The 15,288-nt window shown below is 31.4% G+C and carries 16 protein-coding genes and 1 pseudogene; 13 read left to right on the plus strand and 4 right to left on the minus strand.

Annotated elements, in window-relative coordinates:
- Positions 1 to 372: pseudogene (locus AACZ53_RS09140) on the minus strand (hypothetical protein); the annotation flags it as partial.
- A gap of 294 nt (positions 373 to 666) precedes the next feature.
- Positions 667 to 2,643, minus strand: a complete 1,977-nt coding sequence (locus AACZ53_RS09145) for a dehydrogenase E1 component subunit alpha/beta (RefSeq protein WP_339837386.1) — start codon at positions 2,641 to 2,643, stop codon at positions 667 to 669.
- 177 nt (positions 2,644 to 2,820) lie between these two features.
- Here AACZ53_RS09145 and AACZ53_RS09150 point away from each other — a divergent pair, with 177 nt between their 5' ends.
- The 11 genes from AACZ53_RS09150 to nhaA all read left to right on the plus strand — a co-directional run bounded on the left by AACZ53_RS09150 (position 2,821) and on the right by nhaA (position 10,863).
- Positions 2,821 to 3,774 carry a 2-oxoglutarate and iron-dependent oxygenase domain-containing protein gene (locus tag AACZ53_RS09150; RefSeq protein WP_339837388.1) on the plus strand — a complete coding sequence of 318 codons (954 nt, stop codon included), beginning with the start codon at positions 2,821 to 2,823 and terminating at the stop codon, positions 3,772 to 3,774.
- A gap of 114 nt (positions 3,775 to 3,888) precedes the next feature.
- Positions 3,889 to 4,272, plus strand: coding sequence for a GxxExxY protein (locus AACZ53_RS09155; RefSeq protein ID WP_339837390.1), 384 nt, complete (start codon positions 3,889 to 3,891; stop codon positions 4,270 to 4,272).
- A gap of 51 nt (positions 4,273 to 4,323) precedes the next feature.
- The gene (locus AACZ53_RS09160) at positions 4,324 to 4,656 is read left to right on the plus strand and encodes a translation initiation factor (protein WP_339837393.1); all 333 of its coding nucleotides are present in this window, start codon (positions 4,324 to 4,326) and stop codon (positions 4,654 to 4,656) included.
- Between the two features lie 114 nt (positions 4,657 to 4,770).
- Positions 4,771 to 5,637 carry a nucleoside phosphorylase gene (locus AACZ53_RS09165; RefSeq protein WP_339837395.1) on the plus strand — a complete coding sequence of 289 codons (867 nt, stop codon included), beginning with the start codon at positions 4,771 to 4,773 and terminating at the stop codon, positions 5,635 to 5,637.
- An 83-nt stretch (positions 5,638 to 5,720) separates the two neighbouring features.
- Positions 5,721 to 6,260 carry a DUF1003 domain-containing protein gene (locus AACZ53_RS09170; protein ID WP_339837398.1) on the plus strand — a complete coding sequence of 180 codons (540 nt, stop codon included), beginning with the start codon at positions 5,721 to 5,723 and terminating at the stop codon, positions 6,258 to 6,260.
- Positions 6,261 to 6,638: a VOC family protein gene (locus AACZ53_RS09175; RefSeq protein WP_339837401.1), complete on the plus strand. Its 378-nt coding sequence runs from the start codon at positions 6,261 to 6,263 to the stop codon at positions 6,636 to 6,638. It begins immediately after the preceding gene.
- Entirely contained in the window at positions 6,635 to 7,087 is a 453-nt protein-coding gene (locus AACZ53_RS09180) for a DinB family protein (protein WP_339837403.1), read from the plus strand. Before AACZ53_RS09175 ends, AACZ53_RS09180 begins: the two co-directional genes overlap by 4 nt.
- Entirely contained in the window at positions 7,078 to 7,623 is a 546-nt protein-coding gene (locus AACZ53_RS09185) for a GNAT family N-acetyltransferase (RefSeq protein WP_339837405.1), read from the plus strand. The genes AACZ53_RS09180 and AACZ53_RS09185 overlap by 10 nt, the downstream gene beginning before the upstream one ends.
- Positions 7,624 to 7,699: 76 nt before the next feature.
- Entirely contained in the window at positions 7,700 to 8,551 is an 852-nt protein-coding gene (locus tag AACZ53_RS09190) for a substrate-binding domain-containing protein (protein ID WP_339837408.1), read from the plus strand.
- A gap of 21 nt (positions 8,552 to 8,572) precedes the next feature.
- Complete coding sequence (locus tag AACZ53_RS09195; protein WP_339837410.1) at positions 8,573 to 9,502, plus strand: transglutaminase; 930 nt, start codon at positions 8,573 to 8,575, stop codon at positions 9,500 to 9,502.
- A gap of 11 nt (positions 9,503 to 9,513) precedes the next feature.
- On the plus strand, positions 9,514 to 10,863 hold the full coding sequence (gene nhaA, locus AACZ53_RS09200) for a Na+/H+ antiporter NhaA (protein ID WP_339837412.1): 1,350 nt from the start codon (positions 9,514 to 9,516) through the stop codon (positions 10,861 to 10,863).
- Here the strand turns inward: nhaA and ung are convergent.
- Complete coding sequence (ung, locus tag AACZ53_RS09205; protein ID WP_339837415.1) at positions 10,840 to 11,517, minus strand: uracil-DNA glycosylase; 678 nt, start codon at positions 11,515 to 11,517, stop codon at positions 10,840 to 10,842. The genes nhaA and ung overlap by 24 nt on opposite strands.
- An 82-nt stretch (positions 11,518 to 11,599) precedes the next feature.
- On the opposite strand from ung, the gene AACZ53_RS09210 reads away from it, so the two are divergent.
- Entirely contained in the window at positions 11,600 to 13,765 is a 2,166-nt protein-coding gene (locus AACZ53_RS09210) for a DNA mismatch repair protein MutS (protein WP_339837418.1), read from the plus strand.
- Between the two features lie 75 nt (positions 13,766 to 13,840).
- Positions 13,841 to 14,254: a thiol-disulfide oxidoreductase DCC family protein gene (locus tag AACZ53_RS09215; protein ID WP_339837424.1), complete on the plus strand. Its 414-nt coding sequence runs from the start codon at positions 13,841 to 13,843 to the stop codon at positions 14,252 to 14,254.
- 62 nt (positions 14,255 to 14,316) lie between these two features.
- Here the strand turns inward: AACZ53_RS09215 and AACZ53_RS09220 are convergent.
- On the minus strand, positions 14,317 to 15,288 hold a 972-nt coding region (locus AACZ53_RS09220; protein ID WP_339837421.1), incomplete at its 5' end, for a T9SS type A sorting domain-containing protein.

The following is a 15,288-nucleotide window of genomic DNA, read 5'->3' on the forward strand; positions in this document are numbered from 1 at the left end:
ATCATAACCTATCAAAGCTTTTTTGCCTTCTTTTGTTGTTAAAGCGCCAGCAACTGTTCGTTTTCCTTTTTCATGCAGCCTATCATAAACCAACAACGAATGTATTTTTTTAGTAAAAGCATTCACAACAGCCAACTTATTTTGTTTAGGCAAAACTTCACGTAACCCCAATCGAATTAGCTTACCCATACGAGAAACCGCACCAAATTCAGAGGCATTCTTCTTGCAAAGGTCATACTTAGGGTTATTTTGCAAACCTTCAGCAGTGAAACCACTTTTTGCCCTAATAATTAAAGCATTGTTCAAAGGGTAAATTACAAAACCCTCAATAATGGGTAGCCGTTTGCCTTTATAAGAAATTATTTTTGCCATTATACATCCAAATTAACGTCAATTATCTAACAATTTTGTTAGTCTTTTATTCAGTATTAAAGTACTAAAACCAGCCTAAACATACCAAACGCAAAACCAAACCAAAATAGTATAAACATTTACTATCCCGTCGGCTTCCCTTTTACTTTCCGTAGTAGTAACTCCCACTTAAAACCTAGGTTGTAGTACCTAAACTTAAAGTAGATTACAAAATAAAACAAAAAAACAACCATAAAAACAGGTATTTATACCTGTTTTTATGGTTGTTTTTTTTAAAATCCTATAATCCATAACCTAATAAGCCATAAGCTCTAACAATTGCTCTTCAAAACGAACCTTAGGCAAATACTGGTCTTCAATAGCCTTCACAAACGGAATAGGACTATCTAAACTCGCCACACGTTGCACAGGAGCATCTAAAGATTCAAAACAGTTCTCCATGATTAAGGCAGAAATATCACTGGCAATTCCACCAAACATGGTGTCTTCTTGCAAAATAATACACTTACCTGTCTTTTTAACAGACTTAAAAATAGTTTCTGTATCTAAAGGTTGTAAACTTCTTAAATCGATTACATCAGCCTTAATTTCAGGGTGTTTTTCCAAAGTAGCTAAAGCCCAATGTACTCCAGCACCAAAAGAAATAACGGTTAAATCAGTTCCTTCTTTAAGCATAGCTGCTTTACCAAAAGGAATGGTATAATAATCTTTAGGCACATCTTGCGTAATGCTTCTATATAATTGTTTGTGTTCAAAGTACATCACAGGATTAGGATCATTAATAGCAGTATTCAACAAACCTTTCGCATCATAAGGAAAAGCTGGGTACACTACTTTTAAACCTGGTGTTTTAGTAAACCAAGCTTCATTAGTCTGCGAATGAAAAGGTCCAGCTTGAGTACCACCTCCACAAGGCATACGCACTACTACATCGGCTTTTTCATTCCATCTATAATGTTGTTTGGCCAATAAATTCACCACAGGATTGAATCCAGATGACACAAAATCAGCAAACTGCATTTCCATAACAGCCTTATAACCATTGATAGAAAGTCCGTTTGCTGCAGAGACTACAGCACTTTCACAGATTGGTGTATTTCTAACACGTTCTTTTCCAAACGCTTCTACAAATCCATCCGTTATTTTAAAAGCACCACCATATTCAGCAATGTCCTGTCCCATTATCACCAAATTAGGATGGCGTTCCATTGATTCTCTTAAACTAGAAGATATAGCATCAATAAAACGAATATTCTCTTTCACATCAATTGGTATAACTTCTTCAAAGTCATACGGTTTGTACACATCATTTAATTCTTCACTTAATACAGCTGTAAAGTCTGGTTCAGCTTGTGTTTTTGCCCAATGTTCATCTATTTCGGCTTTAATTTCAGCCTTAAAAAAAGCATCATCATCTTCATTCAAAGCCGAAATGCTAAGCAAATATTCTTTAAAATTAGCAATAGGATCTTTCTCTGCCCACATATCCATTAATTCTTGCGGAACGTATTTTGTGCCACTAGCCTCTTCATGTCCTCGCATTCTAAACGTTTTAAACTCCAAAAGAACTGGTCTTGGATTGTCAACCATAGACGCTTTTAATTCAGCTATTTTTACATAAACCTCCAATATGTTATTTCCATCAATAATGTGACTTTCCATGCCGTACCCAATACCTTTATCCGCTAAATTCTCACAACGATACTGTTCGTTTGTAGGTGTTGAAAGTCCGTACCCATTATTTTCTATTACAAAAAGCACAGGCAATTCCCACACAGCTGCAATGTTTAAGGCTTCATGAAAGTCTCCTTCAGAAGTAGCTCCTTCTCCAGTAAATACGGCTGTTACTTTTCCGTTTTTCTTTAGTTTATTGGCTAATGCAATTCCATCAGCCACACCCATTTGAGGTCCAAGATGAGAAATCATTCCAATAATCTTAAATTCCTGCGTACCAAAGTGAAAACTTCTATCCCTTCCCTTAGTAAACCCTGATTTCTTCCCTTGCCATTGGCTAAATAATCGGTGTAAAGGAATATCTCTTCCTGTAAAAACACCTAAGTTTCGGTGCATCGGTAAAATATATTCGTCCGAGTCTAAAGCTGCCGTAATTCCCACTGAAATAGCCTCTTGCCCTATACCAGAAAACCATTTAGATACTTTGCCTTGGCGCAATAAGATTAACATTTTTTCCTCTATAAGTCTTGGTTTTAGTAGCTTTTTATATAGCGAAACTAAAGTAGCATTGGATAACTCTTTTCTATCGAAATTCATTGTAAAATGTATTTGTTTTTAAAACACCAAAAGTAATAAAAATAACAGATTGGACTCAAATTGTTATATTTTTATTTTAAATAATTATAACAATTGTTAATAGTTCAAAATTATTCTTACTTTTGTTTTAGATAGATATTTAAGTCTATTGTAAGTTAGTAACAATAAAGAAATACAATGCAAAAAATTCCTAGTGTTGACTTACGTGATTTCCTGTCGGATGACCCGGCACGTAAACAAAAATTTGTAAATGAAATCGGAAAAGCCTACGAAGAAATTGGATTCGTAGCATTAAAAGGTCATTTCTTAGATGACAAATTAGTAGAAGGTTTATATGGAGAAGTTAAAAACTTCTTTCAATTGCCTTTAGAAACAAAAGCTAAATATGAAATTCCAGGTATTGGAGGACAACGTGGTTACGTTTCCTTCGGTAAAGAACACGCAAAAGGGCGTTCTGCTGGAGATTTAAAAGAGTTTTGGCACTTTGGACAATATGTAGAAAAAGATTCTAAATATGCCCATGAATATCCAGACAATGTAGAAGTAACTGAATTACCAAATTTTAATACAACAGGTAAAGAAGCTTATCAAATGCTTGAGAAAACGGGTATTTATGTATTAAGAGCCTTAGCTATATACATTGGTTTAGACGAATTCTATTTTGACAAATACATCAAAGACGGTAACTCTATCTTAAGACCAATCCACTACCCACCTATAACAGATGAACCTAAAGACGGTGCCGTAAGAGCAGCTGCTCATGGTGACATCAACTTGATTACCCTTTTAATGGGTGCACAAGGAAAAGGACTTCAAGTTCAAAACCACAACGGGGATTGGATTGATGCCATGGCTGAACCAGATGAGTTAATGATAAACGTAGGTGACATGTTATCAAGACATACCAACAACAAATTAAAATCAACAATCCATCAAGTAGTAAACCCCGCAAGAGAAAATTGGGGAAATTCTAGATATTCTATTCCATTCTTCATGCATCCAGTAAGCGATATGAAACTAGATGTGTTAGCAGATTGTATAGATGCTAATAATCCAAAAAAGTACGAAGACATTACCGCTGGTGAATTCCTATACGAAAGATTAGTAGAATTAGGATTGATTAAAAAGTAATCGGTAGAAATTCCAATATAGAAATTCCAAATTCCAATTGATTTGGGGTTTGGTTTTTTTTTTGAAATAGTTTAGAACGCTGATAACACGGATTTAAAGGATAATCACAGATTTATGAATAATATATTACATAGAGATTTGACACAAGAAATTATTCGAATCTTTTATGAAGTTTATAACGAATTAGGTTATGGATTTCTAGAGAGAGTATATCAAAATGCATTGTTTTATGAGCTTAAAGCAAATGGATTTGATGTAAAAGCTCAACATAAAATCAAAGTGTTCTATAAGGGAATTGAAGTTGGTGAATATATTTGTGATATCTTGGTAAATGAATTAATAATCTTAGAATTAAAAGCACAAGAACAATTAGTTGAAGCCAATGAATTTCAATTAATTAACTATTTAAAAGCAACAGATTACGAAGTTGGATTACTTTTAAATTTTGGCAAAAAAGCAGAATTCAAAAGAAAGATATTTGACAATAAAATTAAATAAAAAATCCGCGAGCATCTGTTAAATCAGTGTCATCCGCGTTCAATAAAAAAAATGGATTTAAGCGAACAATTAAAAAAACTATTCCCAGACCACGAAGTTTCTAACGAACCAGAAAGCCTTGAGGAAAAAAATCACGAATTATTAGTTCAAAAAGAACCAATGATTTGCAAATACGAAAAACGAAAAGGAAAAGCAACCACAATAATAGCAGGTTATGAAGGAGAAGAAGATGACTTTAAATTACTAGCCAAAGAAATAAAAAACAAATTCGCCGTAGGTGGAAGCTTCAAAGATGGAGAAATCATCATACAAGGTGATTATCGCGATAAAATAATGAAATTCCTTCAAGAAAAAGGCTTTAAAACAAAACGAGTTGGAGGTTAAGTAAGTGTTCAGTGCTCAGTTGGTAGTGTTCAGTTGGTAGTATGCAGAAAGTAGCTAAATCAACACAAACCCTTTTAACCTTTTAACCACATAAACTCATAAACAAAAAAAACAATGATACAATCATCAGAATTAATACTAAATCCAGACGGTAGTGTTTACCATTTGAATTTACATCCAGAAAATATTGCACACGACATTATCTTTGTAGGAGATCAAAATCGTGTAGAGAAAATCACCAAACACTTTGATTCTATTGAGTTTTCTTCTCAAAAACGTGAATTCAAAACCCAAACCGGAATCTACAAAGGCAAAAGAATGTCAGTTATGTCAACCGGAATCGGTCCAGACAACATTGATATTGTCATGAACGAATTAGACGCTTTGGTAAACATTGATTTAAAAACGCGTAAACCTAAAGAAAACCTAATAGCTTTAAATATTGTTCGTATTGGGACTTCTGGTTCTTTGCAAGCCGATATTCCTTGTGATAGCTTTGTATTGAGTCAATATGGCTTAGGTTTAGACAACATGCTTCGCTCCTATTTGATTGATGAAATTACTGAAATTGAAATAGAAGATGCTTTTATCGAACAAACCAATTGGGATTTGAGAAAAGGACGTCCTTATGTGATTAAAGGAAGTGAAAAACTAGAAAAAAAATTCGAAAGCGATAAAATATTCAAAGGCTTCACAGGAACAGCTGGAGGTTTTTATGGACCACAAGGAAGAGTGTTGCGTTTGCCTATTCAAGACAGTCAATTAAATAAAAAAATGGACAGTTTTAATTACAAAGGCACTCAAATGACTAATCTTGAAATGGAAACAGGTGCTATTTATGGTTTAGGAAAGCTTTTAGGCCACGAATGTTTATCCTTAAATGCCATAATTGCCAACAGATCCACTGGAAACTTTAGCGAAGACCCATACAAAGCTGTGGATGAATTAATTGCTTATGCATTAGATAAATTAGCTGAATAAAACAAGGAACCCAGATTTGTGAAAGTAAAGAAATTATTATAATTTAAAAATTTATTTAATCTAGGTTCTAAAAAATAAAAAAAATGGAAAGATCATCTAAAATCTTACTAAACTCTGAAAAAGAGCAATTACTAAAACTTCAAAACATAGTAAAACAGACTTTTGATGAAGAAAAACTAATGGTTGACAATCTTTTGCATCAGCCAGAAGAAATAATGACAAAAGGGCAAAAAATTTCGGATAAAGTGGCCAGTTTTGGGGGAAGTTGGAAATTTATCATTCTTTTTGCTATTATTTTATTTATATGGATACTATTTAATTCGCTAGCTTTAAAGAACTTAGAATTTGATCCTTATCCTTATATTTTAATGAATTTGATTTTATCTTGTATTGCTGCACTACAAGCACCAATTATAATGATGAGTCAAAACCGTCAAGAAGAAAAAGATAGAAAAAGAAGCGAGAATGATTATCTAATCAATTTGAAAGCTGAATTAGAATTAAGAAGTTTACATCAAAAAGTTGATTTATTGTTAGAAGAACAAATTCAAATACTAGTTAAAAGCCAAGCCGAACAATTAGAATTACTTAAGAAGTTACAAAAAAAATTAGATTCAAAATAGATGAAATTTAGAGTTGCTAGACATACCAATGATTTAGAGAAAATAAAAACATTCTACACAACTGTTTTAGGTTTTGATGTCTTAGGTAGATTTGAAAATCACGATTCTTATGATGGATTGTTCTTAGGAAAACCCAATTTAGATTGGCATTTAGAATTTACAAAATCTAATGAAATTGTAGCTTTTAATTATACCGAAGATGATATTTTAGTATTTTACCCTATTACTATTTTAGAATACAATCATTTGATTGAAAGAGTATTAAACAATTCAATTGAAATAATTACTTCTAAAAACTCATATTGGAATAAAAACGGCAAAATGATACTTGATCCAGATGGTTATCGTATAATAATTTCAAATTTAAAAGCAGTATGAAAGATAAAATAAAAGCCTTTAAATTGCTGTTGAATGAAATAAATGTATTAGGTTCAACGAATTCTATTGCTGATTTTGAATTAAAAATGTCAAACGATAAATGGTCTAAAAAAGAAATACTTGGCCATTTAATTGATTCAGCTTTAAACAACATTCAACGCTTTACAGAGATTCAGTTTACTGCAAAACCATATAAAGTAAGGTCATATAATCAAAACGAACTGGTTTTAGCCAATGCGTATCAAAATAAAGATAATCAAGAATTATTGAACTTATGGTTGCAGGTAAACAATCATATTCTATGCTTAATTAATAATCAAACTCCAGAAACATTAGCTTTCGAACTTATTCTTCCAAATGGAGAAAAGAAAAATTTAGCGTTTTTAATAGAAGATTATTTAGATCATTTTTATCACCATATCAAACAAATCAATACAAAATGGATTTAATAGTAGAAACAGAACGATTACTAATGAGAGAAATGCGTCATGAAGATGCAGAAGCTTTATTTGATATGGATTCTAATCCAAATGTACATACTTATTTATGGCAAAAACCATATACAAATATTGATGATATTCATACCTATATTGAAATGGTCAGAAAGCAATATGATAAAAACAATATTGGACGATTTGCTACAATAATCAAAGCAACAAATGAATTAATAGGTTGGACAGGAATCAAATACATTGACGATCATGTTGAGAACGGAAAGACTAATTTCCATGATTATGGCTATCGTTTAAACGAAAAACATTGGAACAAAGGATACGCAACGGAAGCGTCAAAAGCTTGGTTAGACTATGGTTTTAACCAAATGAACATTAAAGAAATGAATGCCTACACCCATTTTGATAATGGAGCATCCAATCATGTTTTACAAAAAGTAGGGTTTAATTTTATGGAAGATTATCCAGATGAACATGGTGCGATTTGGAAATGGTGGCAGTTGAAGAAAACAATAAGCAATAAGCACAATTAATTATTCTTACACACACAAAACCTTTTAAGATATAAATAATAAGCATCGAAAGATGCTGAAATAAATTCAGCATAAAATGAAGACAATAAAAATAGCAGGTGTACCCGAACATTTCAATTTACCTTGGCACATGTGCATTGAAGACGGTGAATTTGAAGAAGTTGGAATCAACCTAGAATGGACAGATGTTCCCGAAGGAACTGGTAAAATGTGCCAAATGCTTCGTGATGGGGAAACCGATATTGCTGTAATTCTGACAGAAGGTATAGTAAAAGACATCAATGCTGGAAATGATTCTAAAATTGTTCAAGTTTACGTACAAAGTCCGTTGATTTGGGGAATTCATGTTGATGCAAAGTCAAACTTTAAAGAATTAAACGATTTAAAAGATAAAAAAGCTGCCATATCTCGTTTGGGTTCAGGATCACATTTAATGAGTATTGTGAACGCTAACAATCAAAACTGGGACACTTCTACCCTACAGTTTGAAATCGTAAATACAATTGATGGCGCTGTAGAAGCTTTAGGCGCTAAAAAAGCAGATTATTTCATGTGGGAACGATTCATGACAAAACCACTAGTTGATAATGGAACTTTTAGAAGAATAACAGATTGTCCAACTCCTTGGCCATGTTTCGTAATTGCTGTTAGAAACGAAGTTTTAAAGAAACATCCTAATACAATTGCTCAAATTCTGGAAATTATTAACATGACTACAGAAGAATTTAAAATAATTCCAAGTATTGATAGAACTTTAGCATCAAAATACGATCAAAAAATTGAAGATATTCAAGAATGGTTAGCACTAACTCAATGGTCTCAAAAGAATTTAGAGGAAAAAATGTTAAACAAAATTCAAAATCAACTGTTTGACCTTAAAATTATAGATAAAAAAGGTACTTTTGCTGAAATTGTAAAAGCCTTATAGCTTATTGCATTTTTAGAAAATATGTTAGAAAAAGTAAAACAATTTTATACAAAAATAGAACCCTATTTGCACGTCAAAAAACCGTGGGACTCTATTATTATACTTGTTCTAAATATTCTAATTGCCATTCCTTTGTTTATCATTTTACATCAAAATTTAATTGATTTAGAATGGGCATTTCAGCTTGATAGAATATTAATTTTTATTATTTTATTAGCTGTTATTCAGTTGTTTTTAAGAATGTTAAGAAGAGTTACTTTAATTAGTATTTTACTTTATTTATTGTTCTTCATTTATGGTGGTATTTTTGGAGATTATGGTTTCAATCGAGTTTTTGAAGATTATAAAGCCATGCTTTTTGCCATGCAAAACAACCCTAATCCTCAAGACATAATTATTTCCAAATTATTGCCTTTTCCAAATAAATCTAAAGTAATTGCTGCAGTAGAATTCACAAATCCAAAAGTCAGAAATTTTGCACTATATGCAACAACCAAGCATTTTTCTGATTTTAAAACCAATGAGAAAAACAGAAAAATGGTTCAATGTTTTGCCGTTTTTAAAGAAATTAAAAACCGTTGGAATTACGTAAACGACCCAATCGGACGAGAATATATTGCCCGAGCAAGTGAATCTTTACAGCATTTTTCTGGAGATTGTGATGATCATGCGATTCTAATGGCAGCTTGTATTAGAGCTATAGGAGGAACACCAAGATTAATTCACACTGGTGGGCATATCTATCCAGAAATGTTAATTGGTTCTAAAGCTGATTTAGAATTGGCTATTTTATTGATTAAAGACAACCTTTTTGTAAAAGAAAGTGAAGGAAAACAAATCCATTATCATTATGATGAACGTGGACAATATTGGTTAAACCTAGATTATACTGCCAGATATCCTGGTGGTCCTTTTATGAGTGAAGAAATATTAGGAGCATTAACATTTTAAAAAAAAGGCACATGGAAGAGATTAAACCAAAAGTAGAGCCAATTGACAGATGGGTTATTGAGCCTATTAGAGATTTTATGAATAATAGTTCCACCAGTGGAATTGTTTTATTTACTTCAGCTGCAATTGCTTTAATTTTAGCAAATTCACCATGGAGTCACGAATACCATCTTTTTTGGCAAAACTCATTTAGTATTGGGTTTGGAGATCATGTGCTTACTAAATCCTTACATCAATGGATTAATGACGGTTTAATGGCTGTTTTCTTTTTTGTTGTAGGTTTAGAATTGAAACGTGAAATTATTGGAGGACAATTAAGTAATCCTAAAAACGCAATATTGCCTATTGTTGCTGCGATTGGTGGGATGATTTTTCCAGCTTTAATATATACTTTATTTAATTCTTCTGGACCAACATTAGATGGTTGGGGAATTCCTATGGCAACAGATATTGCTTTTGCTTTAGGGGTTTTATATTTATTGGGAGATAGAGTGCCTATTCAAGTAAAAATATTTTTAACCGTTCTTGCCATTGCAGATGATATTGGTGCCGTTTTAATTATTGCTTTTTTTTATACTTCAAATATTAATGAAGAAAGTCTATTAGTTGGTGCAATTTTTTTAGGTATACTAATATTAGCTAATAGATTGGGAGTTAGAAATACTTTGTTTTATGGAATAGTTGGAATCTTAGGTTTATGGTTAGCCTTTTTAATGTCTGGAGTTCACGCTACAATTGCAGCTGTTCTTGCCGCATTTACTATTCCAGCTAATCCCAAAATTACGGAAAGAGGTTTTTACATAAAATTAAATTATTTATTAGACGAATTTAAATTATCCAAACCTAATGAGCATTCAACGGTTACTAATGAACAAATGCATATTTTAGAAGAAATTCGAGATTATTCAAAAAAAGCATTAACACCATTACAGCGTTTAGAACATATGATGCATCCTATTGTTGCCTTTTTAATCATGCCCATTTTTGCCCTTTGTAATGCTGGAGTAACAATAGATTCTTCCGTTTTAAATAATAAAATTAGTATGGTGACTCTAGGAGTATTTTTTGGACTAATAGCTGGGAAAATAATTGGAGTTGTTGGACTAACATACCTTTTTCATAAAATGAAATGGGCAAGACTTTCGGAAGCAATTTCATTTCAATACCTTATTGCAATTGGTTGTTTAGCATCTATTGGTTTTACAATGTCCCTTTTTATATCTGAATTGGCTTTTAAAAACAAAGATTTCATAAATGAAGCAAAAATTGGCGTTTTAATAGCTTCATTTTTTGCTAGTATTTTAGGGTATTTCATGATAAAACTAGCAATAAAAAAATCATCCAATAAACCAGTAGATTAATTGTTGATTTGTTAGTTCTAAATAATCATTCGTTTGACTAAAATGTTTATTCCCAAACCATTTGCCTTGATTAGCACTCATTGGCGAAGGATGTCCACTTTCTAGAACTAAATGTTTCGTTTTATCAATCTTTGCTCCTTTTTTCTGTGCAAAATTTCCCCAAAGTAAAAAAACTAGTTGTTCTTTTTCTTCTGAAAGAATTCGAATGACTTCATCAGTAAAAACATTCCATTTTAAGTGTTTATGACTATTTGGAGTATCTTTTCTGACCGTTAATGAAGCATTTAACATCAAAATTCCTTGATTTGCCCAATTTTGAAGATTTCCATTAGTTGGCATAAAAATGGAATCTAAATCGAAAGCAATTTCTCTATAAATATTTCGCAGGGAAGGTGGGATTTTAACCTCATTATTCACAGAAAAGCACAAACCATTAGCTTCTCCTTCTCCGTGATAAGGATCTTGACCAATGATAACAACTTTTACATCTTCAAAAGAACAAGAATTAAAAGCATTAAAAATTAGTTCTTTTGGTGGAAAACAAATGTTTGATGCATATTCTGTTTCAACCTGATTAAGTAATTCCTTAAAATAGTCTTTTTGAAACTCTTCTTTTAGTTTTTCTTGCCAAGAATTGGAAATATTGTTTAACATACCTTAAATTTTACCAAAAATATGAATTTTAGAATAAATTACATTTGAATCTTTGTAACTTTGATGCTTTGCAAATAAACTCATGATTTCAATTACAAATAAAACCCTTCAAGACTTAGAATTTACAACCATTTTGGAAACCGTTTCCGAGAAATGCAATACAGAAATTGGTAAGCAGAAAGCTTTACAAATTGTACCTTTTAAAGACAAAGAAACTTTAATGGATGCATTGCATCAAACTTCTGAATATGTAGCTTCTTTTAGCAATAACAACACAATTCCAAACCACGGTTTTGAGAATTTAACAAAAGACATTAAGTTTCTTCAAATTGAAGATAGTTTTTTAGAAGTTGGAACTTTTAGAAAACTAGCTCATTTATCTGAAACGACTAACATTCTACTGAAATTCTTTCAAAAATTTGAAGAATATTACCCCAAATTAAATCAAAAAGCTTCACAAGTAGAACATACAAAATTCATCATTCAAAAAATCGATGAAGTAGTCGATAAATATGGTGAAATTAAAGATAATGCTTCCCCAGATTTAGTCAATATTCGTAGAAATATTGCTTTAGTTCGTGGTAAAGTCAATCAGAGTTTTGGAATGGCTTTGAGTCAATATAATTCATTAGGTTATTTAGATGATATTCGCGAAACTGTTGTTGAAAACCGCAGAGTTTTAGCCGTTTTGGCCATGTATCGCAAGAAAGTAAAAGGTTCTATTTTAGGGAATTCAAAAACTGGAAGTATTGCGTATATTGAACCTGAAGCTACTTTAAGGTATTCAATTGAGCTAAGTAATTTAGCTTATGAAGAACGTGAAGAAATACAGCGAATTTTAAAGAAATTAAGTTACGAAATTCGTCCGTTTACTAATTTATTGATGCAATATCAAGATTTTCTTAGCGATATGGATGTAATTGCAGCTAAAGCCAAATATGCCTTTACATTAAATGCAATTTTACCCGAAATTACTGAAGAAAAGCATTTGTTTTTTAGAGAAGCTTATCATCCTATTTTATATTTAAATAATAAGGCCAAAAATCAAGTCACATATCCACAAACTATTGAACTTGAGAATACGAATCGAATTATTGTTATTTCTGGACCAAACGCTGGTGGAAAAACAATTTCCCTTAAAACCATTGGTTTATTACAATTAATGTTACAAAGTGGTATGTTAATTCCTGTTCATGAAAGAAGTAAAACCTTTTTATTTGATAGAGTTTTAACAGATATTGGAGACAATCAATCCATTGAAAACCAATTAAGTACTTATAGTTATCGTCTAAAAAATATGAATCAGTTTTTAAAGAAATGTAACGATAAGACATTATTTTTGATTGATGAATTCGGAACAGGTTCTGATCCAGAATTAGGTGGTGCTTTGGCTGAAACGTTTTTAGAAGAATTTTATCATCGAGAAGCATTCGGAATTATTACAACGCATTATTCTAATTTAAAGATTTTAGCCAATGAATTACCTTTTGCCACGAATGCGAATATGCTTTTTGATGAAAAGTCTTTAGAACCTATGTATAAATTGCATTTAGGTCAAGCCGGAAGTTCATTTACGTTTGAAGTGGCACAAAAAAATGGAATTCCATTCGGATTAATTAATCGTGCCAAAAAGAAAATTGAAAAGGGAAAAGTTCGTTTTGATAAAACTATTGCTACTTTACAAAAAGAACGTTCTAAATTGGAAAAAACTTCAATTAATTTAAAGGAAGAAGAAACCAAAGCCCGAGAAGAAAGCAAAAAAATGGAAGGGATTAATTTGAAAATTCAAGATAAATTAGAACGTTATCAGGAATTATATGATGCCAATCAACGCTTGATTTATATGGGTCAAAAAATTGAAGATATTTCCGAAAAATATTTCAACAACAAAGATAAAAAGACTTTAATAGGTGATTTTTTAAAACTAGTTGAAATAGAAAATTCAAAACGAAAGAAAACTTCAGTTAAAGAGAAAAAAGCAGTTGAAATTGTAAAAAAAGAGATCATCAAAGAAGTTGAAGTTAAGGTTGAAAAAATAAGAGAAAAGAAGAAAGAAGATAAAGCAAAGAAAAAAGAAGTTGAGATTAAGCCACAAATATCATTAAAAGTTGGCGATCGGGTAAGAATGAAAGATGGAAAAGCTATTGGAACGCTTGATAAAATTGAAAAAACAAAAGCAACTGTCAATTATGGCGTATTTACTTCAAAAGTAAGTTTGAGTGAATTGGAATATGTTCAGCCTTTATAAATTTTGGGTTTTCAGAAGATAATTAATTAAAAGATCTCCGTTTTTACGGAAAATAGTATGAATAAAATTAAAAATATAGAAGATTTACCAAAAGACAAAAAAATAATTCTTTTTGATGGAGTTTGTAATTTGTGTGATAAATCTGTTCAGGTTATTATTAAAAACGATAAAAAGGACAATTTTAGATTTGTTCCATTACAATCTGAACTTGGAGAAAATATTATTAACCATATTAACATAGACAGAAGCAAAACAGATTCTATTATTTTATATGAACCTGGTTATGCTTATTATTACAAATCAAAAGCTGTCTTTAGAATTGCTATTTATTTAGGTGGTTTCTATAGCATAATTAGTTTGTTTCGCTTTTTTCCAACCTTTTTAACTGATGCTGTTTATGATTATATTGCAAAAAACAGATACAAATGGTATGGTAAAAAAGAACAGTGTATGATTCCAACTAAAGAAACCTTAACTAAATTTTTATAAAAAAAGCTCCTTAAATAAATAAGGAGCTTTTTCATTAAAAACCGATTAATAATTATTAAAAACTAATTCTTAATAATTTTCTTTGTTGCTGATCCTTTATTAGAAGATATATTTAAGAAATATACTCCAGAATTTAAATCAGAAATATTAATTTGATTTTCTATGGCATTTACATTAAATGTTTTAACAGTTCTTCCGTTAATATCAGAAAGTGTTAAACCAGAAATTGCAATGTTATTCCCATTTTGAATAGTAAAATTATCATTAACTGGATTTGGATATACTGAAAAACCAATTGCTTCAAATGACTGAGCTGGCAAAACTGTTCCTGTATATTTAGAAATACCACCTACTGTTGCAGATGTATTAAATCCACCTGTGAAACCTGTAGTAGCATTTAAAAAGGCAACATCTGTATGTTGAAGAGCATCAACAGCAATCCAAGTTAGACCATCATCTAAACTATAAGAAGATCCAGAAGCTCCAGTTGCAGCTCCAGTACATACTAATCTAGTAGTTCCTGGTACATATGTAATATCACTTAAGTATACTGGTCCAGAGAAAGCTTGTTGAGTCCAAGTTGTACCTCCATTAGTTGTATTATACATTACACCGGCATTAGTTAATAAAATTCCTTTATTAGCATCTGAAAAAGTATAACTTGCTCCTACTGTTGCACTTCCAAAATCCGTTGAAGGCGATTGAGTTACAGTCCAAGTAGTCCCCATGTTTGTAGATTTAAATAATCTACCCATATTTGTACCAAACCAAATTGTTCCACCAGCTACTTCATAATTGTTAGTGTAACCATATTCTCCAGCTAAAGGTGCTGGTATACTTCCTGTTGGTACTCTTGTCCAGTTAGTTCCACCATTTGAAGTAGTATATATTTCGAAATAACCACTAGCAGGATCACCTTGACAAACACCATTATTAGCATCATAAAAATGAACTATATTTGTAAATGAATCTGAACCAGTATTAAACAAAGCAGTGGCTTGTTTGGCCCATGAAGTTCCTCCATCAGTTGTTTT

Source organism: uncultured Flavobacterium sp. (assembly GCF_963975005.1).
GTDB lineage: Bacteria > Bacteroidota > Bacteroidia > Flavobacteriales > Flavobacteriaceae > Flavobacterium.